This window comes from Wolbachia endosymbiont (group A) of Scambus nigricans (assembly GCF_947251485.1).
In the GTDB taxonomy this organism is placed as follows: Bacteria; Pseudomonadota; Alphaproteobacteria; order Rickettsiales; family Anaplasmataceae; genus Wolbachia; species Wolbachia pipientis.
The window spans coordinates 286,112-308,526 of sequence record NZ_OX366356.1 but is presented as its reverse complement, the minus strand read 5'-3'; the positions used below and the strand labels follow the sequence as shown (position 1 = coordinate 308,526).

Sequence of the window (22,415 nt, the reverse complement as noted above, 5' to 3'; positions counted from 1 at the left end):
ATGCGTAAAGAAACAGTGGAAGTGATAGTTGAGCCCACAGTTCTAACAAAATATAACATTCAATCAAACGAAATATTCCAAGCTATATCAAGCAATAACAGACTAGTGGAAGCTGGGTCACTGGAAAATGATACCGGTAAATATTCGATTAAAATATCAGGGTTATTAAAAGATATAGAAGATATTATGAATATTCCTATTAGATCTCAAGGCGATGCAGTTTTGAGAATCAAAGATATAGCAAAAGTATACCCTAGGTTTGAGGATCACCAAGGATTTGCTCGCATTAATGGATTACCTAGTGTCGTGCTAGAAATTTCAAAACGTAACGGAAAAAACATAATAGACACAGTAAATCAAGTAAAATACTTAATGGATAAGGCAAAAGATCAATTACCTGAAAATTTAAAAGTGGTGTACTTAAACGACCAGTCAAAAAACGTCCGCGATGTGCTTGATGACTTGGAAAACGGCATAATATTTGCTGTGTTGTTAATATTGATCATAATGATGCTTTCTATGTGAACAAGGATTGCTATTCTTGTGGCACTCTCGATACCCGGTTCCTTTCTCATTGGGATAATAGCTCTTTACTTTATGAGTACAACCTTAAATATCGTTATGCTCTTCAGTTTAATTATGGCTGTTGGCATGCTGGTTGATGATGCAATTGTGATCAGCGAATATGCCGATAGAAAGATGATCTGCAGAATGGACAAAGTAGAAGCTTTTTACACTTCAGTTCGTGATATGTTTTATCCGGTTCTATCATCAACGTTAACTAAATTAGCAGTGTTTTTTCCTCTATTATTCTGGCCTGATACTGTTGGTAAATTCATGCAGTACATACCAATTACAATAATTCTAACTTTGACTGGATCGCTCATTATGGCTTTGGTTTTTATACCAACACTTGGTGCAATATTTGGTAAGCCTTCGATAACTTCAAAAAAAGAAATAAAAAAAATGAGTGCTATAGAAAGTGGTGAAATAAAAAATGCTGGGCCTATAATAAGAGCTTACGTACGCATGCTAGAGAAGGTTTTGGATCATCCTAAAAAATTCGTATGTGCTACTGTATTCGTTTTGTTTTCATTTAGTGTGCTGTACTTTACTTTTGGTCCTGGAGTAAAGTTTTTTCTGAAAGTGGATTCAGATAATATTTTAATCAGTGTTAAAGCAAAAGAAAGCTTATCAGCCAAAGAACGAGATCTGATACTCAAAGAAGTGGAAGAACGCATTTTGAGCATTGAAAAAGAAATTCATGTTTCTTATGCTAGATCAGGAGCATTTTCAGACAACGTTATCGCCAGAATACAACTAGAACTTATGGATTGGCGCTTCAGGCGCAAAGCTAAGCACATACTAAATGATATAAGGAGCAGTGTGCAAGACATGAAAGGAATAATAATTAATGTTCAAGAGGAAAAGCCAGGACCGTCGGCTGACAAGCCAATACAAATCAACCTCAGCGGGAGTGCATCCAGTTTGAATTTAGCAGCAGAGAAAATTCTAGAAATTATGAACCAACCTTCATCCGGGTTTATAAATATTCAAGATAGCAGATCAGCACCTGAAATAGAGTGGAATATGAGTGTTGATAAGAATAAGGCTACAAGCTCTGAAGTAAGTGTTGCAACCATTGGCGATTTTATAAAGATGGTTACAAATGGAGTGTTGATTGGAAAATATAGACCAAATAACACGGATGAAGAAATCGATATTGTACTCCGTTTCCCTGGAAAGGATCGCAACATGAAGACTATAGACAATCTTTTTATCAATACAGTTAATGGCCCGTATCCTATGAGCAATATATAGCCTTTCTTATAATAGTCCGAATGCGATAAGATATGTGTTTATGGCTATAGCAGGCCAGTAGCATATTACGGTCTGTTCGGATTATTGTAAAAAGAGCTATAGTAAAATATGCTCCCGAAAAAAAGGTAAATAAACTAAACAGGATTGATGGATTACGCATAGTGACAATCTCTGCTGACGTTGATACTGGCTATCTTGTTGATGAAAGAGTAAAGTTCATTCAGAATTCTATTGCCCAGGATTGGGACAAGGGAGTAAAAATTGATTTTAAAGGCGACAAAGAAGATCAACAAAAATCAGGAGCATTTTTGTTAAAGGCTTTTATATTAGCGATTACACTAATGATATTGGTATTAGTGACACAGTTTAATAATGTATACCATACATTTATCGTAATGACAGCAGTGTTTTTATCCACAACATGTGTGTTTTTTGTTTTCTTTCTTATCCAACAAGTTTTCGTAGTTGTTATGTGTGGAGTGGGGATAATTGCTTTGGCGGGAATTATAGTAAATAATAACATACTATTGCTTGATGCCTTTCATCACCAAATTAAGGTACACAAAAATGACATCAAGCGATGTGTAATAAACGCTGCAATTTCTCGCGTTAGGCCAATATTGCTTACCGTTGCAACCACAGTTCTTGGTTTAATACCGATGATTACCAGGTTAAATATCAATTTTTTTACGCTACAAATCACATATGATGCTCCATCAAGCCAGTGGTGGGTTGACATTTCAACAACCATAGCAAGTGGAATATTGGCTGCAACGGTTTTAACTTTATTCTTTACTCCTGCGTTGCTTGTTATACAAAAACATGAAAAAACTTGACTTAAATTAGCAATCATTTAACATTTAAGATAGTGTTCTTTGCCCGTTGGGGCTATAATTATAACTAATTACATTGGATTTATTTATTATGATTGCTAATCGTAAAAGCAGTGTTAAGCAGAAAAGTAACAAGAATAACATAGTTGGAAGCCTTGATGTAATAAAGACAGCAGGAGAGCTTTCACTTCAAAAAGGTTTAGATTTTGATGTTGTAATAAAGGCACTAGAAAGTGCTATAGAAGCAGTGGCTCATCAAAAATATGGTAGCAAAAGTAAAATTGTAGTTGATATAGATAGAAACACAGGCAAAGTTACTTCATATAGAAAACTAAAAGTTATTGATGATGAGTCAAATGAAAAAGAGAATACCGAATGTGAATCAATTACGATTACACAAGCTAAATTAATAAAAGGAGATGCAAAAGTTGGAGATACTGTTAGTGAATTACTCTCTCTTAACACTGATCTTGCTTCAGCAAGAATTGCCCAGCAAAAGATTGCTCAAATAATTAAAGGTGAAGAGTCAAAAAAGCAATATGAGGAATTTAAAGATAAGGTGGGAGAAATAAGGTATGGTATTGTTAAACAAGTAGAATATTCAGATCTTATTATAGACATAAATGGCACTAGGGCATATCTTCCATTGCGAAATTTAACTGGTGGTGAATCATTTCGTGAAGGTGATAAGGTTAAAGCTTACATACAGACTGTTAAGCGCTCTGATGATGGACGTCAAATTATTCTTTCTAGGACTCATGAAGGCTTTTTGGAGGCATTATTAAATCAAGAAATACCAGAAATTGCTGACGGATTAGTGACAATTAAAGGTATAGCTAGAGATGCTGGTTCAAGGTCTAAGGTTGCCGTTTTCTCTCCCGACAAGAACATTGATCCAGTAGGTGCTTGTGTTGGAGTTAAGGGAGATAGAATAAAAACTATTATACACGAATTAAATGGTGAAAAAATTGACGTTATAAATTACTCCTCAGATTTGGGTCAATTTGTTATTAAAGCCATTACTCCTGCAGAAGTATCGAAGGTTATTATTGATGAAAATGAAAATTGCATAGAGTTAATAGTTGCTGAAGATCAATTGAGTTTAGCGATAGGAAAAAAGGGCCAGAATGTAAGATTAGCTTCAGAGCTTGTTGGATGGAAAATTGAGATATTAAGCACTCAGCAAGAATCAGAAAGGCGAAGTAAAGAACTTAGTCAATGTTCAGCTTTATTTGCTGAAGCTTTAAACTTAGAAGAGATTATGGGTCAGCTATTGGTAACAGAAGGTTTTTCAAGTGTAGAAGACATATCTAGCGCTTCAATTAAAGAGCTTGCTTCAATAGAGGGCTTTAATGAAGATATTGCAAACGAACTTCACAATAGAGCAAATAAGTACCTGAAAGCAGAAAATGATAGAAAAATAGAAGAGCTAAAAAGTTTAGGTATGGAGGATGATGTAATCAATTTAACTTTATCAATAGACAATAAAATTGCTCTTAGTAAGCATGATATTAAGACTTTAGAGGACATAGCAGATTTATCAAGTTATGAGTTTTACAGCATACTCTCTTCCTCATCCGATAGCAAAGAAGATCTAAAAGATACAGTAGATTCAATAATCATAGAAGCACGTAAAAAGCTTGGATTAATATAATAAAATAATATGAATAATGAAGATATCAGTGATAAAAAATTAACGCTCCAAGGTTTAAGCAAGCTTAAATTAGACCTCAATTTAAACTCTTCAGCTAGCCCAAGTACTGGAGCTACAGTAGTAAAAAAAAGAAGAAAAAAATCTCATGATGCAGAAGAACATAATTTATTTGACGAGAGTAAATTATGTTCTTTAACAGAGAAAGAACAAATTTTTCGCATTAATGCTGTGCAGAATGCTGCTTTGCTGAAAGAAAGAAATCAGAGAGAAGAAAAAGAGAAAACAGCAAAAGAAGACAGCAATAAAGAGATTGACGAGAAAAATGAAGCGGACGCTTTATCTAAGGAAATAAATAAGCAAGTTTTAAGTAATACCCACTTAGTTGAACCAAAAGAAGATAGTATTGACCATGAGGACAACGATAAAAAGTCTTTTAAAGTCAACAAAGATATATATTCTAAGCATTCTAAACTGGTAATTGCACAGGCAATAGATGAAAAAACTGAACAACCCCCTGTATTTAAGCAAAGGTTTGGTATAAGAGGTAGAAAGTCAAAGTTTACTAAGGGTAAAAATATATCAAGAGAAGTTATTATACCAGACAAAATAACTATCAGGGAGTTATCTATTCGCATGGCAGAAGATAGCAAGAGTGTGCTAAAAATGTTCAAAGAAGAAGTCGGTGAGAGTTATAGAGTAGATGATCTGGTGGATCCAGATATAGCATGTGAAATAGTGGAAAAATTTAATCATACGGCTAAACGAGTGAGCGATACCAACAGAGAAAAAGATTTATTTTTTATAGAAGGCAGAGAAAGCCTGCCTAAAAAACCTAAACCACCAATCGTCACTTTTATGGGACACGTCGATCATGGTAAAACCTCATTGCTCGATGCATTTCGTGAATCTAATGTTGCAGAAAGAGAGTCAGGTGGCATAACTCAACACATAGGTGCTTATCAAATAACGACAAAAGATAAGCAAAAAATTACCTTTATTGATACACCAGGACATGAAGCGTTCACTGCGATGCGTGCACGTGGTGCCAATATTACTAATATAGTTGTAATAGTAGTTGCAGCTGACGATGGAATCATGAAACAAACAGTTGAAGCAATAAATCATGCAAAAGCAGCAAATGTTTCTATTATAGTTGCTATTAATAAAATTGATAAATCTGAGCCTGGTGATGTGGAGAAAGTAATGAGTAGCTTACCTCAATATGATCTCATTCCTGAAGAGCTTGGTGGTGATGTTATGATTGTGCCAGTATCAGCAAAAAAGAAAACTAATTTAGATAAACTAGAAGAGACGATTTTGTTAATCGCTGAATTAATGAAGCTAGAAGCAATAGAAGATTGTCGAGCACTTGGATGGGTAATAGAATCCAAAATAGATAAAGCGAAAGGAATATCAGCTACATTGATAGTTGAGGAAGGAACGTTAAAGGTTGGTGATATATTGGTAGTTGGTACAACATACAGTAAAGTACGTAGTATGGTTAATCACCTTGGTCAAAGAGAAAAAGCAGCACTACCCTCTGCTCCAATTGAAATTACTGGTCTAAATGGTGTACCAAATGCTGGAGATAAATTTGTTGTTGTAAATTCTGAAAAGCAGGCACGTGAAATTATTGAACATAGGTTAGAGTTAATCAAGAAAAAAGAAGAAAATTTAGATGAGGATGATTTAGATATATTCAGCCGTAATAACAGTGAAATAGAAGAACTATCTGTAGTTTTAAAGTGCGATGTAACTGGTTCTATTGAAGCAATATCAAGTTCAATTGATAAACTCGGTAAAGATCAAGTGAAATTAAATATCCTACACAAAGCAGTAGGAGGGATAACAGATTCAGATGTGCTGCTTGCAGAAGCATCAAGTGCAGTAATTTTAGCTTTTAATGTAAAAGTGGACTCAAAAATAAGGGACTTGGCAAAACAAAAAGGTATAGAAATACATACTTATAACATAATATACGAGCTCATTGACGACATGAGAATGTATTTAACTAAAATGTTAAAGCCTGTTACACGAGAGGTTCGTGTTGGTTCTGCATCTGTAAGGCAAATATTTAATGTATCTAAAGCTGGTAATATCATTGGATGTTATGTAAGTGATGGAGTCATAAAAAAAGATTCTTTAATTAAGGTAGTGCGTGGTGGTAAATTGGTGCATGAAGGAAAGTTAAAAGCACTACGTAGATTTAAAGATGATGTTAAAGAAGTAGGTGTAAACTTTGAATGCGGAGTATCACTAGAGGGTAATGTCGATATTAAAGTTGGAGATATTTTGGAAGCTTATCAATTAGTGCAAGAAGAAAGGGTGTTATAGTAGCTGGATATGAAAAAGGAAATTAGAAACCTAAAGATAGCATCGGTATTGCATAGAGCAATATCAAGAATTCTAATGGAAGGTAAGGTGTTCAATAAAAATGTAGCGGTATCTGACGTAAAATTAAGTAAAGATTTGAAAAAAGCAGATGTATATATTGTGTTATCTTCATTGAATATTCAAGTAGCTGACTACTTAGATCCAGAAAAAAGACGCACTGGAGATCCTTCTGAGAATAATTGTGATATTAATACTGTTGTTAATGAAATGAACCAATCTGCATGGTCAATACGTAAATCTATATTGTGTTATGTTGATTTGCGATTTATACCTGAACTAGTTTTCAAGCCTGACTTAGCGTTCGATAATTTTGTTAATGTAAGCAAAATATTACATAATCACACTTAATTAATGTATTTCAACCATTACTTTTCATTAATGAGGTTGCACAGTTTAACAGGTTTGTGGCTTGTGCTATTTCCCAGTTTGAGCGGTATTCTTTTAGCCTCAACTTCTCTATCATATCAGGCTCTTTTTCTCCTTGTTTTGTTTACTATAGGTGCATTTTTAATGAGACCCGCAGGGTGCATAATCAATGATATCTTCGATAGAAAAATAGATGCGCACGTTGAACGAACAAAATATAGGCCACTTGCAAGTGGTGTATTAAACATAAAGCAGGCTTTAGCTTTACTTTCACTGTTACTGTCTATTGCCCTGGTAATCTTATTATTAACTAATAAAACTACACTTATACTTGGAATAATCTCAATGTGTATGATAGCTACTTACCCTTTATTAAAGCGGTATGTTTGGTGGCCACAATTGTTCTTAGGGTTTACCTTCAATATGGGATCGCTCATGGGCTCAGCAGCAATAACAAACCAGATCAGTATAGAATCCTTGCTGTTTTATATAGGATGCGTCTTTTGGACACTTAGCTATGACACCATATATGCCCATCAAGATAAAAAAGATGATGAAAAACTCGGGATGAAATCTACCGCATTATATTTTGGTGATACAACAAAATCTTGGTTGAAAAGATTTTATTTAATATCTCTTATGACGTGGCTATATGCTGGTATCTTATCATCATTAAATAACATTTTTTATATTGCTCTACTTGCTGTAGGGTTCATATTTCACCGCCAATACAAAAATTTCAATCATGACGATCCCAGTCAATGCATGTCCATATTTAAAAATAACTCCTACGTAGGGTTGCTGCTCTTTTTCGGCATTCTTTTAGATAGAATTATCACCTAGGTCTCAAGAGTTTCGGCTCTAATGAAATCAATAGACTCAGGTACTCGCAGAAACGAAAATTGCTTGACACCCTTCGCCAGCCCTCTTATCATGAAACTGAAGCTATTGTATTTGCTTTCGCCAATCTGCAGATTAAAAGGTAAGGATTACTTAATGTATCGGCGTCTTATGTTCAATTTTTTGCAGTATATAGATACTGTATGTCTTTACAAAACTTCATCTACATCTAGATTTTTATCTAAATAAGCTGAACGCGCTTATAAAGCGTTACAAGACATCAAAAAATGCCAATACTCGACAGAGATAGTATAGCTCTTTTTACAATAATCCGAACAGACCGTAATATGCTACTGGCCTGCTATAGCCATAAACACATATCTTATCGCATTCGGACTATTATAAGAAAGGCTATAAAAGACTAGCTAACTCGGGGATTCTTTGTCTTTTTTTCTGCTTAGTAAATTTCTTAAACATTTGCAGCGTAAGTTAGTTGCAATTAAAAGCGGCTGAATCTCGCTTGTCAAGCGTTTATAGCCTTTCTTATAATAGTCCGAATGCGATAAGATATGTGTTTATGGCTATAGCAGGCCAGTAGCATATTACGGTCTGTTCGGATTATTGTAAAAAGAGCTATAAAACATAAAAAACGCCAATATTTTAAAGCGGATAATAACCCCAGGGCTTCTTTTGCCTTTTTTTTCATTTGGTAAATTTCTTAATATTTATAGCTAAACAACAACCGTCATCCCTAAGTATCCCGCTGCTTGTTAGCGGCTAAGAGATACCGCGGCGGTATAGCTATAGGATGACAAAAAAAGGGCACTGTGACGAACTTAAATCACAATTATCAGTTAATGCTAATTACGGCATTATAAAAAACGCCAAACTTTTTTCTGCTTTTATGCAAGAAGTCTAGTCCATATATTCCTCCCACTTTTCCGTGACTTTTCTTACTATTTCCTCACTCATTTTAATTTTCTTTCCCCATTCTCGTTTGGTTTCAGGCGGGATTTTATTTGTCGCATCAAATCCCATTTTACCTCCAAGTCCACTTTCAGGGGAAGCAAAGTCTAAATAATCAATAGGTGTATTTTCTATCATGATTGTATCACGCACAGGTTCCATCCTCGTTGACATTGCCCACATTACTTCCTTCCAATCACGTACATTTATATCATTATCAACAACGATAATAAACTTCGTGTATAAAAACTGCTTTAGAAAAGAAAGTATGCCCATAACAATTCTTTTTGCCTGCCCTGGATAGGACTTTTTTATCGACACTACCGCTATTCTATATGAGCAACCTTCCGGTGGCAGATAAAAGTCCACTATCTCTGGAAATTGATTGATAAGAATGGGCACAAAAATTTCGTTGAGTGCTTCACCAAGAATCGATGGTTCATCAGGTGGCTTGCCAGTGAAAGTGCTGAGATAAATTGGATTTTTGCGCATAGTAATTGCAGTAATATTAAATTCAGGAAATTGCTCAACAGAATTATAGTAACCGGTGTGGTCTCCGTATGGCCCTTCGTCTTGATAGCTATCCAAACTCACATAGCCTTCCAGAACGATTTCCGCGTGAGCTGGTACTTGAAGTGGAACAGTCTTACAATTTACAAGTTCAAGCGGTTTTTTGCGCAGCAACCCAGCAAATTGGTATTCTGACAATGTTTCTGGCACTGGAGTTACCGCAGCAATAATCGTTGCAGGATCACTACCGATCACAGCAGCAGCAGGAAATTTCATATTTTGTTCCTTCTCTTTCCATCGTTTATGGTGACCTGCTCCTCCACGATGCGCAAGCCAACGCATTAGAGTTGTTTTTTTATCTATGACCTGCATACGATATATTCCAAGATTGAAATTATCTTGTTTGTCTTTCGTAGGTCCTTTTGTCACCACAATCGGCCAGGTGATAAGTGGTGCAGGTTCATTTGGCCAGCATGTTTGAATGGGCAGTAGACTTAGGTCCACTTCATCTCCGGTTAGCACTACCTCTTGACATGGAGCCTTGCTCACGACTTTACTTCGCATCGATAACACGACTTTCAACAAAGGAAACATTTTTATAGCATCCTTAAAGTTTTTTGGCGGCTCAGGTGATTGCAAAAATGCTAAAAGTTTACCAAGATCTCTTAGTTCATCAGGATTTATGTTCAACCCCAATGCAATCCTCTTAATAGTACCAAATAAATTCACCAAAACTGGAATCGAATTTTTGCCATTTTCTGTGATAACATTTTCAAAAATGATCGCTGGCCCTTTGCTTGACAAAACTCTGCGATGAATTTCTGTCATTTCAAGAACTGTTGAAACTTCCTCCTTAATCCTAATCAGATCTTTTTTTTCTTCTAAGGCTTTGATGAAGTCGCGTAAGTTGTTGTACATATTCCAGTTTTTAAAATTTTAAGTTTATATCTAGTTTTCAAGCACTTTATTGAAATTTGACCTATGCACTGTCTAGCGAGCTTTCAGTTAATTTGAGATCAAATCTTCATATTGCTTACTAAGTTTGTATTTCCTTCCTCTATTGGAAAAATCTACAATCTCGATAAACCCCATTTCCACCCACTTTTTACAAAGTTGCGCACTAGTACGAGGCTTAAAATTAAATAGTTCGCCAACCTGACTAGCTATAATAGCGGAAAACTCCTGGAAGAGCTCAAGAGCTTTGCGTTGTTTAGGATCAAGTTTACGTATAAGATCAGTCTGATCAGTGTGGTATTCTTCTTCATTTATACGTTGTAAAACGTTCTCAAATGAATTTGCCATACCTTCTACGAAATACTCCACCCACTTAGTAATATCTGCTTCAGCTCGTCCCATGTAATAGTTGTGCGATGGACCTATACTGATTGCTTCATAATACGCTCCTAGATTCTTAGCATAATATTCTTCCAATGAATAAAGTCCTTTTAGGTCATACCCACCAAGGTATAAAATTAATGTAGTCAACAATCTTGCAGTACGACCATTACCGTCATAGTAAGGGTGAATTGTTACAAATTGATAATGAGCAATACCTGCAATAATTGGGTAAGGCACTTGTTCACTGTCACGAATCCAACCAATCATACTGCTCATGAGCTTTGGTACATCTTTTGCTTCTGGTGGCATATAAATTATTGCACGTGTACGGCTATCACGAATAACGTTTTGACCATCTCGATAAGGTGTTGGCTTCACTTTAGATTTTCCACTTGCCATTACTAGGGCATGAAGCGTTTGAATGGCTTTCTCAGTAATGGGTATTCTCCTTGCTGCCCATTGTTCAACTTGAGTTAAAGCTGCATAATATCCTTTAACCTCATTTTCATCTCTCCTATATTTTGGAAAGTGGCTTTTACCACTTAAAACCTCTTCAATCTGTTTAGGTTCAAGTCGATTTCCTTCAATCATAGTAGAATAGTGTGTGGTATAAAGCCGTGCAGTTTCACGAAGAGACAAAAGCATTGATACAGTGAGCGGCAAATGTAACACTTTTTCTTTTGCTGCTTCAATCCTTATAAGACAACTAGCAATTTTAGAAGTAATCGTATAATTCGGCATCGGCATAATATCTGCATTACATTACTTCTATATTATGCTGATAAAATGCAGATAATACAACATTTACACGACGCCGACCATAAACAGCAATAAATTCGGCTGATTGAGAAAGAAGTTTGTCTTGTAGAATAGCTATTTCTTTTTCTCTGCCAATTATTGGTTCACTCATATGTTTATTCCGCGGAAAATTATACACAGCGGAAACAACTTAAATCTACGCTCCGCGCGCCTCTGCTACCAAGTCTTCTGATGAACTTTGTGGTAATGTGCTTGAGTTTTATTGTGTAAAGTTTGCATTTGAGGCAAAACTGGTTATAAAATACACTTGATACAAATGTTTTTATATATTAACATTAGATGCTTCTTTTAATATACAGATAAATGTGTACTAAAAGTTTTATGTTGTAGGTTTTTAAATAAATTGTATGTCTAGAATATCGTTTTTATTAATTTTAATAATAGCAATAGCAAGCTTGCCGATAATAAACAATTGGCTTTCAAATCGCAGCCAAATGCTAAACGATGATTATATAGGTGAGAAATTAGATAATTATATAAGCAGAAATTTTGATAAGATCGTAAAAACTCTCAAAGAGGAGTCGATTAAAAGTAGTTACGCTGCTCGAGATAATGTAACCAAAAGTAAAATTTCACAATACAAGGATCAAATATTTGACCTTACTTATCCTTACTCCGGAAATGAAAATAGTAGTGTTATAGCTGTAGGCTTCCTTGACTATTCTTGTGGACATTGCAAAGCTATAAAGAATGATATAAAGCAGTTAATTAACGACGGCAAAATTAAGTATATCTTTAGGGATGCTCCAATACTTGGTAACGCTTCTTTAAAGGCAGCAAAAAGTGCTTTAGCTGTCTATTTTCTCGATAAAGAAAAATATTTCGATTTTCACCATGCTGCTTTAAGTCACAAAGGAGAATTTTCAGACGAAAGCATATTGGATATAGTGAAAAACATAGGGATTGATGAGGACGATTTTAATGATTCCATAAAAGATAACGCGGACAAAATTGAGCAAATGATAAACAACAGTAGGCTTCTAGTAAGAGATTTGGGAGTAGGTGGTACACCTTTTTTAATAATTGGAGATAGCCTGTTTGTAGGAGCAACTGATTTGAATGTATTACGCAAAAAAGTAGATGAATTAAGTCACAAGCAAGGCTAGTTACAGTTTGCCATAAAATTTTATTTTTTTACTTGACAACTCAAATGAACCTGAGTATAGTAACTGTGGGTGTGACAGCAGTTTAACTCAGTGGTCTCACCCACTTTCCATAGCGTCATTTGCTATGTAAAACGCTTTCAAATTACAACATTTTCTTCAACTAAACTATTTTACTTTCACAGGAGGACATATGTCATTCACAGAAATTAGATTTCCAGAAAATATATCTTATGGTTCCACTGGAGGACCGGAATTTTCTACTGACGTTGTATAGCCTTTCTTATAATAGTCCGAATGCGATAAGATATGTGTTTATGGCTATAGCAGGCCAGTAGCATATTACGGTCTGTTCGGATTATTGTAAAAAGAGCTATAACTGTATGATCTCAGCTTTGCTATCTCTGCGTAGACCAGTTCTCCTTATTAACATCTCAAATATTTTTGTATTCATATATATCCTATATTAATTAAAGTAAATATTAATAATGTTTACTTTTTAAATAAAAATAAATGAAAATTTTAATAAAAATTAATTTTTTTTAATAGAATAAAAATCTTTTATATTTGCTTGAGTACCAAAAGGGCTTTATTGGTGTAATGCGTTTTCTATTGCTCCTGGCTGCAGTGCCCAGCGTCAAGATCTGATGAACAATGTTCGCTTGCCAGCTTTCGCTTCAATATTTGCACAATTGTGCTAGATCCCCTGCATAACCTGCTTTAAAATCTCCTCCTGCTGCTGAGTGTGAACACTAACATAACCACATGCAGGAGATGCAGCAGCAGGTCTTGCGATACACTTAGGTCTTTTTGCTTGGATATCGAGATTAGATAACACTTCTTCTATCAATGGGTTGACAAAAAACCATCCTCCCATATTTTTTGGTTCTTCTTGACACAATATAATTTCAGCGTTTTTGTACTTTTCAAGTTCATTACTTAGTTTATCTGCAGGAAAAGGATAGAATTGCTCCAAACGTATTACTGCTATATCGTTTATTTTTTGTGTTTCAAGCATTTCAATTATATCGTAATAAACTTTACCGCTGCATATTAGAACTTTTCGTACTTTATCACTTGAAACTAAACCTTTTCTACATTCTGGAATCACCGTGAGGAATTTTCCTTCAAAATCGGATAGGTCAGAAACTGCTCTTTTATGACGCAGTAGCGATTTAGGTGTAAACACTACCAAAGGCTTACGAAAGTCTCTATGCATTTGTCTGCGTAAGACATGGAAGTAATTCGCCGGAGTGGAACAATTAACTACCTGCATATTATCCTCTGCGCAGAGTTGCAAAAATCTCTCTATACGTGCGGAGCTATGCTCAGGTCCCTGTCCTTCATAACCATGAGGCAGCAATAAAACTAGACCGCTTGATCGCAACCACTTTGTTTCTGCAGATGCGATAAACTGGTCGATCATAATTTGTGCACCATTTGCAAAATCACCAAATTGTCCTTCCCAGAGCACCAGTGAATACGGGGAATCAAGGCTATATCCATATTCAAAGCCCATTACAGCATACTCAGATAGTGCGCTATCTATGACCTCAAAGTGAGCTTGCTTTTCATTTATATTGTTTAGCGGAATAAATGCTTCTTCTGTTACCTGATCAACAAGCCTTGAATGACGGTGCGAGAAAGTTCCACGACCAGAGTCTTGTCCTGATAAACGCACTCCTATTCCTTCTGTAAGCAGTGATGCAAACGCAAGACTTTCGGCAGTTGCCCAGTCTATATTACTACCGGAATTTATACTGTCTATTCTGCCATCGAGTATTTTTCTAACCTTATTGTTAATGTTAAAGTTACTTGGGATATTGCTATTTATATGCACACCTAATTTTTTCAGCTCATCTGGCGGAACACCAGAATCCGTGTAGTATTCGCTCAAATCGTTCAACTTTGCTCTTCTTAATTTTGACCACACTCCACCGAACCAGTCAGCTTTTTTTGGAGTGTAAGCCGCTAATTCAGCAAGACTTTTATCTAATTTTGCCCTGAATTCACTGCGCAATTTATTTACTTCATCGCCATCTAATACTTTCTCTGCAGTCAATTTTTCTTCATACAATGTTCCAGGAGTTTTATGCTTTGATATCGCCTTATACATAAGTGGCTGAGTGAAATTCGGTTCATCACCCTCATTATGGCCATATTTGCGGTAACATATTATGTCAATCACTACGTCCTTTTTAAATTTCTGCCTATATTCCATCGCCAAATTCGCAACAAAACTCACAGCTTCAGGGTTATCTCCATTAACGTGAAACACTGGAGCTTCTATTGATTTTGCTATGTCAGTGCAATAAAAAGAGGATCGCGCACAACACGGATTAGCAGTAAAACCAACTTGGTTATTAATGACAATGTGCACAATGCCATCTACTTTATAGCCTTCAATATTGCTTAAGGTTAAAGTTTCAGCAACCACTCCTTGACCGATGAAAGCCGCATCACCATGAATTGATATTCCAAGCACAGATCTTATATTCTGTTTTGCTCTTATTCTTCCAGCCAAAACCGGATTTACCGCTTCAAGGTGAGATGGATTAGGGCATAAACTTAAATGTATTTTTTTGCCACTGGCAAGTGCTCGATCAGAAGAATAACCAAGGTGATATTTAACATCACCGGACACCTCAAGACCACTTGGGTATGCAAGATTGCCTTGAAATTCAGACAGCATTGCTGCATATTCTTTTCCCATAACTTTGGTTAGAACATTGAGTCGTCCGCGGTGAGCCATGCCAAGGACTATTTCTTCAATACTAAAAGCTGCAGAATCACTGATGATTCTCTCAATTGCAACAATAGCTGGTTCTCCACCTTCAATAGAAAAGCGTTTATATCCAGGAAATTTCATATGGAGAAATTGCTCGAACATCTCAGATTCGATCAAGTGCCTCAGTATTTCTTTTTTGTCTCGCGAATCCAGTTTGTAGCTCTGACTTTCTATTTTTTCTTGCAGCCACATTCTCTCCTCATAAGAGGAAATATGCATAAATTCAAAACCGATATTCTTGCAGTAAATATCTCTATAGATTTCAGCGTCACGTGCTGGGGATAAATTTGAATATTTTTGATAATCTATTTCTTGATTTTCATTTGGTGATAGCGGGTTAAGGTCTGCAAAAAAATGACCGTAGGACCTAAAGAAATTTGCCAAATCAGAAGCCGAATCATCCGTCTTGGTTACATGCTGCGGACTGCAGGTCTCCGTTTTCTTAACTTCTAAATTACTTGAAAAAATTCTGTTCCAATCTTCCCCGATTGATTTATCGCCCTGCAGATAACGGCTATACATCTCTTCTACAAATTCTGCATTATCACCATAAAGGCAGCTTAAACTCGACATAATCACTATAAAAAGTATCAAATACTTATAAGTATAACTTAAGTTTTTTAAAAAAGAACTTTTTTAGTTTCTATACGTCATACCGCCGCGGTATCTCTTAACATAGATCCCGCTAACACGTAGCGGGATGACGATTGTCAGGGTGTCATTCCAGCGCGTGACGCTGGAATCCAGTTTTTATTTGCAGCCTACTTGACTCGAAGCTAAGTTTTCTGGATCCAAATAGTCAAGGCACTGGGATGACAAAAAAAGGAGCACTGGAATGACAAAGCTATAGGTTGCAAGCGAGACGTCATACCGCCACGGCGCTAACAAGAGATCCCGCTAACACGTAGCGGGATGACGGTTGTCGTTTAGCTATAAACATTAAGAAATTTACTAAGCAAAAAAAAAGGCAAAAGAAGCCCCGTGGTTGGCTAATTACTTACATTATATAGCCTTTCTTATAATAGTCCGAATGCGATAAGATATGTGTTTATGGCTATAGCAGGCCAGTAGCATATTACGGTCTGTTCGGATTATTGTAAAAAGAGCTATACTTTCAAGTATGGCGTTTTTTTATTCTAAACGCTTAATAACCGCGATTTAGCTGCTTTTTAATGCAACTAACCTTTAGTCATAAATGTTTAAGAAATTTACTAAACAGAAAAAAAGACAAAAGAAACCCTAGGGTAGCTAATTATTCACTATCCATTTTTTAAGTTGGCGTTTTTTTATGTTTTAAATAGCGCATTTTAGCTTATATTAGGTAAAAACCTAGAATTTTATAAAGACATAAGGTGCACATAGTGCAAAAAATTAAACATGAGACGCCAGATTCGTGAGTTTTTTTGTCATTTAATCTGTACAGAGAAGATAAATAAATAGCTTCACTTTCATGATAAGGGGGCTGACGGAGTTTGTCAAGGAAGTTTTTTCGTTTCTATGAGCTACTTGGATGACGAGAAAGGAGCACTTACATATTTATGGCAACCTCATTACCTGCGCTCAAAAAGTTTTTCAATATCACTGAGTTTCATTTCTATATAAGTTGGTCTTCCGTGGTTGCATTGCCCGGAATATGGGGTTTTTTCCATTTGTCTCAGCAGCTCATTCATTTCATCTAACCTCATTTTTCTACCCGCTCTAATTGATCCATGACAAGCGATAGTGGCCAATATTTTGTTCACTTTATCTTCTACTGGCAATGTATCTTCTATTTCCGTTAATCTATCGACTATATTAATTAGCATCTCTTTCACATCTATTGCTCCCAAAATTGCAGGGATTTCTTTTACTATCACTTTATTTTCTGATTTGATCTCAATATCAAAACCCATTTCAAATAACTTATCTTTATAAACTTCAATCATCTCCATTCCGGCTTGATTTTTGATTTCAACCGTTTCAGGAAGAAGTAGTTTTTGTCTTTTTATACTTGATTTTTGTTTTAAGCATTCATATACTAGCCTTTCGTGGGCTGCATGCTGGTCGACTATAATCAATTTGTCTCTTACCTCGGCAATAATGTAAGTATTATAGACCTGACAGCGTGCAAACCCGAGCGGGTGGCTCTCTATCAAATCAACTTGCTCTAACACCTTTTTTTCTAGAACCATAGTCTCCGCTTGTGATGGTAATTTCTGTATGCCGGTATAATCAAACGATTTTGACTGTTCTGATAAGCTTTTTACTCTTTCATTTGGAGAAGCAAATTCTTTTATTAGTTGATTTTCAAAAGGACTTGGCCTTCTTTCATTTTGAACATTAGGTTTATCAAAAGGATCTGGCAATGTTGAATCCATTTTCTGGTCATGCGCTAGAAAGGTGCCTATCCTTCTTGACAATGCTTTAATTAATCCTCTTGTCACTATCTCATATATGAGCTTCTTATTCTGAAACCTTACTTCTGACTTATTTGGATGCACATTTACATCTACTTGATCATAAGGTATCTCTAAATGTAACGCTGCGAAAGGATACCTATCGCTTGGAATAAAATCATGATATGCATACCTAACTGCGCCAATAAGTAAATTATCTTTAATTGGCCTTCCATTAACAAACGTATAGATCTGAGTGGACTTACCACGATTGACGGTCGGCTTACAGATGTGTCCCGTAAGTTTAATGTCGTCTTCTTCTTCATTGATCTCCAGAGAACTGCCCTGAAATTCTTCTTCTACTTCACACAATCTATGAAATAACGAAGTCTGCTTAGCGTATTTTAAGAGCTTTTTATTACCTGAAGTGAGAGTAAACCCTATATGATAGTTAATCATTGCTAGGTTGTTTACAATATCAACAATGCTTTGAGTTTCTGCTCTTTCAGTTTTTAGAAATTTTAGTCTATTTGGAGTGGCAAAAAATAAATCTCGTACTTCAATATGTGTGCCTTGTGATAAAGAGTAAGGAGTTTGCTCCCCTATTTTCTCTCCACCCTCATAACTTATAGACCATGCTTCATTTGCTTCTCTTGCCTTAGAAGATAATTTTATCCTACTTACTGCTGCTATTGAAGGCAGAGCTTCTCCTCTAAAGCCAAGATGCTTGATTTCTATCAACTCATTGTCGCTCAATTTTGAAGTAGCATGGCGCATAAACGCAAGTTCTAAATCGTTTTTTTCTACTCCGTTACCATCATCTGTCACAATAATAAGGTTACGCCCACCACTTTCTATTTTAATCTCTATTTCTAAACTTCCAGCATCTATTGCATTTTCCACTAATTCCTTTACTACACTTGCTGGCCTTTCTATCACCTCCCCCGCTGCTATACGGTTTATGGTTTTTGTGTCTAAAAGAATTATTGCCATAGATTTATTATGAAACTGGTTTCTCTTTTACTTCTTTGGTCTGTTTCTCTCTCCACTTTTTTAACCTACCTGCAATTTCACTGTTGGAAATTGACAATATAGATACGGCAGTAATGGCAGCATTATATGCTCCATTTTCTCCTATAGACATGGTTGCAACTGGAACACCCTTTGGCATTTGAACTATAGAGAGTAGGCTGTCCAGCCCATTTAATTGTTTACTATGCACAGGAACACCGATAACTGGTAAACAAGTTAGTGACGCAACCATACCAGGTAAATGAGCTGCACCTCCTGCACCAGCTATAATAACCTTAAAACCTTCTTCTTGTGCAGACTTAGCAAAATTGAAGAGCCTTTCTGGCGTTCTATGTGCAGATATTATGAATATATCATGTGAAACTTCTAATGCTTTTAACATATCAACAGTATGGACCATAGTGGTGTAATCTGACTCACTTCCCATAATAACAGCAACATCTTTTTTTATTTTTGTCATATTCAACACAATTTTACTTACTAACTAAATAATGTTCCAGCTAAAAAGCAACAAATATATATATTATATTATAAATATAATATAATTCTCGTTAAAATAGAAATTTTAAAAATTTAAATAAATATTTATATTAAGATATAGAGATATAAACTTCTTATGTAAGATAAATTTATAAAATAATTATTTTTGTATTTCAAGCTTTGTAATCTTAGCTTGTTCTTTCTATAAATGGTTTTTTCAGATAGACTGATGGTAAAATGGTAATTTAAAATTACTAGAAATTTGATAAAAATATTAGTATATAATCAACTTAAAGTTTTAAATATTGATATCACATAATTATTGACAAGTTACATGATATTAATATCTTGGTATATTAAATATTATGTTATAATATTTAATAAAGTTAATTGATATGTGAGTGTAAGAATTATGGAAATAATATCGTTAAATAACTTAGACAGTGCAGGAATAAAAACAAAGTTGCTTTATATAATAAATAAAATTGTAGAAAAAAATGCTTGGACTCAGGCTTTTGCAGCTGAGAAACTTGGTATTGATCAGCCAAAGGTATCGCAAATTAAAAATGGTAAAATAGATGGTTTTTCTTTAGAGCGATTGTTAGGATTTCTAAAAAAACTTGATCATGAGATAACAATCACGATGACAGAAAGCCAAGAAATAAAATCTGAGGCAGAAAAAGTAAAACATGAAGTTGAATCGCAATAGATACAAAGTTGACAACTTGTTTTTTGTGATATAGTATAAAACTTATTAAGGTAGTATCTTATGGCTGAGTCTATTGTAGAAAAGTGTATAGAACGGGTAAGTAACCGTTTCAAATTGGTTCTGTTGGCAAGTCAAAGAACACATGATTTAAATACAGGGACAAGTAATCCAATTCAAGCAGCTAAGTTTAAAGGTCATAAAAATACCATAGTTTCCTTACATGAAATAGCAGGAAAACAGGTGGATACTCATGAGCTGTTTAGCCTTTTGGTAGGTAGATGCAAGGAATACATGAAAGGAAATATGAATAATGTTTACAGCAGTAATACAAGTAAGCTAGCGAATTTATTAAATTTTTCTGATAACACAGATCTTGATGCAAGTCAAGAAAGCCAAGATTATGAAGTGGATGGTGAAATAAATGATCAAGATGGCGATGAAGAAGTATCCGTTTAGAAATCTACTGAAGTTACATAGTCTTTAAATGATTTGCATTGCTATCTATACACTGTTGTTCTGTATGAGTGTAATGTTGTGTTGCATAGTGTCTAAGTCAAATGATGTGTACAATAAGGTTTTAGCGTTCAATAATTTCTCAACGCAAGTAGTTGTACTTATAACAGCAATATCAATCATTCTGAATAATTTTTTTTTGATTGATATAGCATTGTTGTATGCTAGCGTTAGCTTTATATCAACTATAGCACTAATAAGATTAATGTTGTTTTGATAATTTATGATAGGATCCATTTTCATATTTTTAGGTATTTGTTTGATAATTATTTCAAATATAGGGGTGATCAGATTTCCTGATTTCTATACTAGGTTACATGCAGCAGGTATTACAGATTCTAGCGGTGCAACGTTATTGTTAATTGGTTTTGCTTTGCAGAATGGATTTTCAATCAATACTGTTAAAATAGTATTATTAATTTTTATAATATGGGTAGCTAACTCAACTAATAGCTATATTTTAGCGCGCACTCATTATAAAGTTAAGAAAAAAACTGTTAAAGAAGGCTAAGGTGTTAGAAATATTAAATGTAGTGTTACTTTTGTTGTTACTAACAGTTACGGTTTTTATAGTTTTCTCGCGACATTTAGTCGTAAGTGCTGTTCTAATGTGTGTATTTAGTTCACTGATTGCGCTTATATACTTAATTATGAATGCACCTGATGTTGCAATTACTGAAGCTTCTGTTGGTGCGGGGCTCAGTACAGTTTTTACGTTTGCAGCACTCTCCTTGATAAAGAATCATAAAGTAAATCTATCTCATAACCCTATAACGCTTTTTTTTATGTTATTTCTGGCTGTATGTTTGTCATATTTTATGATTCAATTGCCAGATTTTGGCAGCCACAATGCTCCGATCCACTTGCATGTTGCTCCTTATTATGTGGAAAATAGCGAAAAAGCTACCGGTATTCCTAATATAGTGACAGCTATTTTGGCAAGCTTTCGTGGTTATGACACGTTTGGAGAAACTATAGTAGTTTTTACTGCTGCGCTTTGTATAACGTTGATATTAAAAGAAGAAAAAGAAAATGATTAAAGATCCGATATTAAATGCAGTAACATTTTTGATGATACCTTTTATCATTTTATTTGGTTTATACATACAATTTCACGGTGATTACACTCCGGGTGGAGGTTTTCAAGCAGGAATAATTATTGCCTCCGGGATAATATTATACTCAATGCTATTTGGTGTATCTACAACTCTAAAAGCAATACCTTATTCTGTGATTAGATTGACTAACGTGTTAGGTATTTTAATTTATGGAGGAACGGGCGTTGCAACAACTTTACTTGGCCAAAATTTTTTATCTTATGATATCTTGTTAACCAATAATAGAACCGGTCAAAAATTAGGTATTTTTTTGGTGGAATTAGGTGTAGCATTTACTGTCTGCTCCTCTATGTTAATTATATATATAAATTTTGCTCGTAGGAAAAAACAATGACTTTATATAATTATACGATTATTATTGTATTAATGGTGCTAGGTTTATATATTATTATAAACGATAAAAATTTAATCAAGAAAATGATAGGGGTAAGCGTCTTCCAGGCATCTGTTTTGTTATTTTACATATCTCTAGGATATATAAAAAGTTCCTTGCCTCCTATATTGGTTTCAAATTTTTATTCATATAGCAATCCTATACCCCATGTTTTAATGCTTACTGCTATAGTGGTTGGAATTGCAACATTTTCAGTTGGATTATCCATAGCAGTAAAAATGGAAGAAAAGTATGGAACAATCGATTAAGACAAGTGTACATAAATTAACAGTATCTTAAACTATATGAAGTAACAAATAGCCACAAGTTAAAAGTAAAATTATAGACTTGCTCGTTGTAAGTTTGTTTGTTAATAAGAAGTA

At 34.9% G+C, this 22,415-nt stretch carries 22 protein-coding genes and 2 pseudogenes; 16 read left to right on the top strand and 8 right to left on the bottom strand.

Going from position 1 to position 22,415, the window contains the following annotated elements:
• A pseudogene (locus OPR46_RS01760) lies at positions 1 to 1,821 on the top strand (efflux RND transporter permease subunit).
• Here OPR46_RS01760 and OPR46_RS01755 read toward each other — a convergent pair.
• A complete protein-coding gene (locus tag OPR46_RS01755; RefSeq protein WP_265043659.1) occupies positions 1,805 to 1,981 on the bottom strand; it encodes a hypothetical protein in 177 nt (58 codons plus the stop codon). The pseudogene OPR46_RS01760 and the gene OPR46_RS01755 sit on opposite strands and share 17 nt — an antisense overlap.
• Here OPR46_RS01755 and OPR46_RS01750 point away from each other — a divergent pair.
• The 6 genes from OPR46_RS01750 (at position 1,902) to OPR46_RS01725 (ending at position 8,333) form a co-directional block, all read left to right on the top strand.
• The gene (locus OPR46_RS01750) at positions 1,902 to 2,657 is read left to right on the top strand and encodes an efflux RND transporter permease subunit (RefSeq protein ID WP_320109360.1); all 756 of its coding nucleotides are present in this window, start codon (positions 1,902 to 1,904) and stop codon (positions 2,655 to 2,657) included. The genes OPR46_RS01755 and OPR46_RS01750 overlap by 80 nt on opposite strands.
• Before the next feature lie 88 nt (positions 2,658 to 2,745).
• Positions 2,746 to 4,308, top strand: a complete 1,563-nt coding sequence (gene nusA, locus OPR46_RS01745; protein WP_265043657.1) for a transcription termination factor NusA — start codon at positions 2,746 to 2,748, stop codon at positions 4,306 to 4,308.
• Positions 4,309 to 4,317: 9 nt separating this feature from the next.
• A complete protein-coding gene (gene infB, locus OPR46_RS01740; RefSeq protein ID WP_265043655.1) occupies positions 4,318 to 6,642 on the top strand; it encodes a translation initiation factor IF-2 in 2,325 nt (774 codons plus the stop codon).
• A 9-nt stretch (positions 6,643 to 6,651) separates the two neighbouring features.
• Entirely contained in the window at positions 6,652 to 7,050 is a 399-nt protein-coding gene (locus tag OPR46_RS01735; protein WP_038249615.1) for a ribosome-binding factor A, read from the top strand.
• 3 nt (positions 7,051 to 7,053) lie between these two features.
• On the top strand, positions 7,054 to 7,911 hold the full coding sequence (gene ubiA, locus OPR46_RS01730; protein ID WP_265043652.1) for a 4-hydroxybenzoate octaprenyltransferase: 858 nt from the start codon (positions 7,054 to 7,056) through the stop codon (positions 7,909 to 7,911).
• Between the two features lie 284 nt (positions 7,912 to 8,195).
• Complete coding sequence (locus tag OPR46_RS01725; protein ID WP_265043650.1) at positions 8,196 to 8,333, top strand: hypothetical protein; 138 nt, start codon at positions 8,196 to 8,198, stop codon at positions 8,331 to 8,333.
• A 98-nt stretch (positions 8,334 to 8,431) separates the two neighbouring features.
• On the opposite strand, the gene OPR46_RS01720 is transcribed toward OPR46_RS01725, so the two are convergent.
• From OPR46_RS01720 to OPR46_RS01705, 4 genes are all read right to left on the bottom strand, one after another.
• Positions 8,432 to 8,614 (bottom strand): hypothetical protein, encoded by a 183-nt coding sequence (locus OPR46_RS01720; RefSeq protein ID WP_265043648.1) that lies wholly within the window; start codon positions 8,612 to 8,614, stop codon positions 8,432 to 8,434.
• A gap of 209 nt (positions 8,615 to 8,823) precedes the next feature.
• The gene (locus tag OPR46_RS01715) at positions 8,824 to 10,302 is read right to left on the bottom strand and encodes a UbiD family decarboxylase (RefSeq protein WP_265043647.1); all 1,479 of its coding nucleotides are present in this window, start codon (positions 10,300 to 10,302) and stop codon (positions 8,824 to 8,826) included.
• 87 nt (positions 10,303 to 10,389) lie between these two features.
• Positions 10,390 to 11,463 (bottom strand): Fic family protein, encoded by a 1,074-nt coding sequence (locus OPR46_RS01710; protein ID WP_265043644.1) that lies wholly within the window; start codon positions 11,461 to 11,463, stop codon positions 10,390 to 10,392.
• Positions 11,464 to 11,479: 16 nt separating this feature from the next.
• The gene (locus tag OPR46_RS01705; protein WP_007548541.1) at positions 11,480 to 11,632 is read right to left on the bottom strand and encodes a hypothetical protein; all 153 of its coding nucleotides are present in this window, start codon (positions 11,630 to 11,632) and stop codon (positions 11,480 to 11,482) included.
• A gap of 256 nt (positions 11,633 to 11,888) precedes the next feature.
• Here OPR46_RS01705 and OPR46_RS01700 point away from each other — a divergent pair, with 256 nt between their 5' ends.
• Both OPR46_RS01700 and OPR46_RS06540 read left to right on the top strand, forming a co-directional pair.
• Positions 11,889 to 12,647 (top strand): DsbA family protein, encoded by a 759-nt coding sequence (locus OPR46_RS01700; RefSeq protein ID WP_010963174.1) that lies wholly within the window; start codon positions 11,889 to 11,891, stop codon positions 12,645 to 12,647.
• 190 nt (positions 12,648 to 12,837) lie between these two features.
• A pseudogene (locus OPR46_RS06540) lies at positions 12,838 to 12,918 on the top strand (TIGR02217 family protein); the annotation flags it as partial.
• Positions 12,919 to 13,341: 423 nt separating this feature from the next.
• On the opposite strand, the gene OPR46_RS01695 reads toward OPR46_RS06540, so the two are convergent.
• From OPR46_RS01695 to purE, 3 genes are all read right to left on the bottom strand, one after another.
• A complete protein-coding gene (locus OPR46_RS01695) occupies positions 13,342 to 16,005 on the bottom strand; it encodes a 2-oxoglutarate dehydrogenase E1 component (RefSeq protein ID WP_265043643.1) in 2,664 nt (887 codons plus the stop codon).
• A 977-nt stretch (positions 16,006 to 16,982) separates the two neighbouring features.
• Positions 16,983 to 18,800: a DNA mismatch repair endonuclease MutL gene (gene mutL / locus OPR46_RS01690; RefSeq protein WP_265043641.1), complete on the bottom strand. Its 1,818-nt coding sequence runs from the start codon at positions 18,798 to 18,800 to the stop codon at positions 16,983 to 16,985.
• A 7-nt stretch (positions 18,801 to 18,807) separates the two neighbouring features.
• Positions 18,808 to 19,299 (bottom strand): 5-(carboxyamino)imidazole ribonucleotide mutase, encoded by a 492-nt coding sequence (gene purE, locus OPR46_RS01685; RefSeq protein WP_006280351.1) that lies wholly within the window; start codon positions 19,297 to 19,299, stop codon positions 18,808 to 18,810.
• A 432-nt stretch (positions 19,300 to 19,731) separates the two neighbouring features.
• Between purE and OPR46_RS01680 the strand changes: the two genes are divergently transcribed.
• Genes OPR46_RS01680 through OPR46_RS01650 form a run of 7 tightly spaced genes read left to right on the top strand, consistent with a single transcriptional unit; the run spans position 19,732 to position 22,301 of the window.
• Complete coding sequence (locus OPR46_RS01680) at positions 19,732 to 20,028, top strand: helix-turn-helix domain-containing protein (RefSeq protein WP_012673420.1); 297 nt, start codon at positions 19,732 to 19,734, stop codon at positions 20,026 to 20,028.
• Between the two features lie 60 nt (positions 20,029 to 20,088).
• Positions 20,089 to 20,484 carry a DNA-directed RNA polymerase subunit omega gene (gene rpoZ / locus OPR46_RS01675; protein ID WP_265043639.1) on the top strand — a complete coding sequence of 132 codons (396 nt, stop codon included), beginning with the start codon at positions 20,089 to 20,091 and terminating at the stop codon, positions 20,482 to 20,484.
• Between the two features lie 28 nt (positions 20,485 to 20,512).
• Positions 20,513 to 20,758, top strand: coding sequence for a monovalent cation/H+ antiporter complex subunit F (locus OPR46_RS01670; protein ID WP_320109357.1), 246 nt, complete (start codon positions 20,513 to 20,515; stop codon positions 20,756 to 20,758).
• A 6-nt stretch (positions 20,759 to 20,764) separates the two neighbouring features.
• Entirely contained in the window at positions 20,765 to 21,052 is a 288-nt protein-coding gene (gene mnhG / locus OPR46_RS01665; protein ID WP_006279703.1) for a monovalent cation/H(+) antiporter subunit G, read from the top strand.
• Position 21,053: 1 nt separating this feature from the next.
• Positions 21,054 to 21,581, top strand: coding sequence for a DUF4040 domain-containing protein (locus OPR46_RS01660; protein WP_265043638.1), 528 nt, complete (start codon positions 21,054 to 21,056; stop codon positions 21,579 to 21,581).
• Positions 21,574 to 21,993, top strand: a complete 420-nt coding sequence (locus OPR46_RS01655) for a Na(+)/H(+) antiporter subunit B (RefSeq protein ID WP_006279705.1) — start codon at positions 21,574 to 21,576, stop codon at positions 21,991 to 21,993. The genes OPR46_RS01660 and OPR46_RS01655 overlap by 8 nt, the downstream gene beginning before the upstream one ends.
• Positions 21,990 to 22,301, top strand: a complete 312-nt coding sequence (locus OPR46_RS01650) for a cation:proton antiporter subunit C (protein ID WP_006279706.1) — start codon at positions 21,990 to 21,992, stop codon at positions 22,299 to 22,301. The genes OPR46_RS01655 and OPR46_RS01650 overlap by 4 nt, the downstream gene beginning before the upstream one ends.
• Positions 22,302 to 22,415 lie beyond the last annotated feature (114 nt).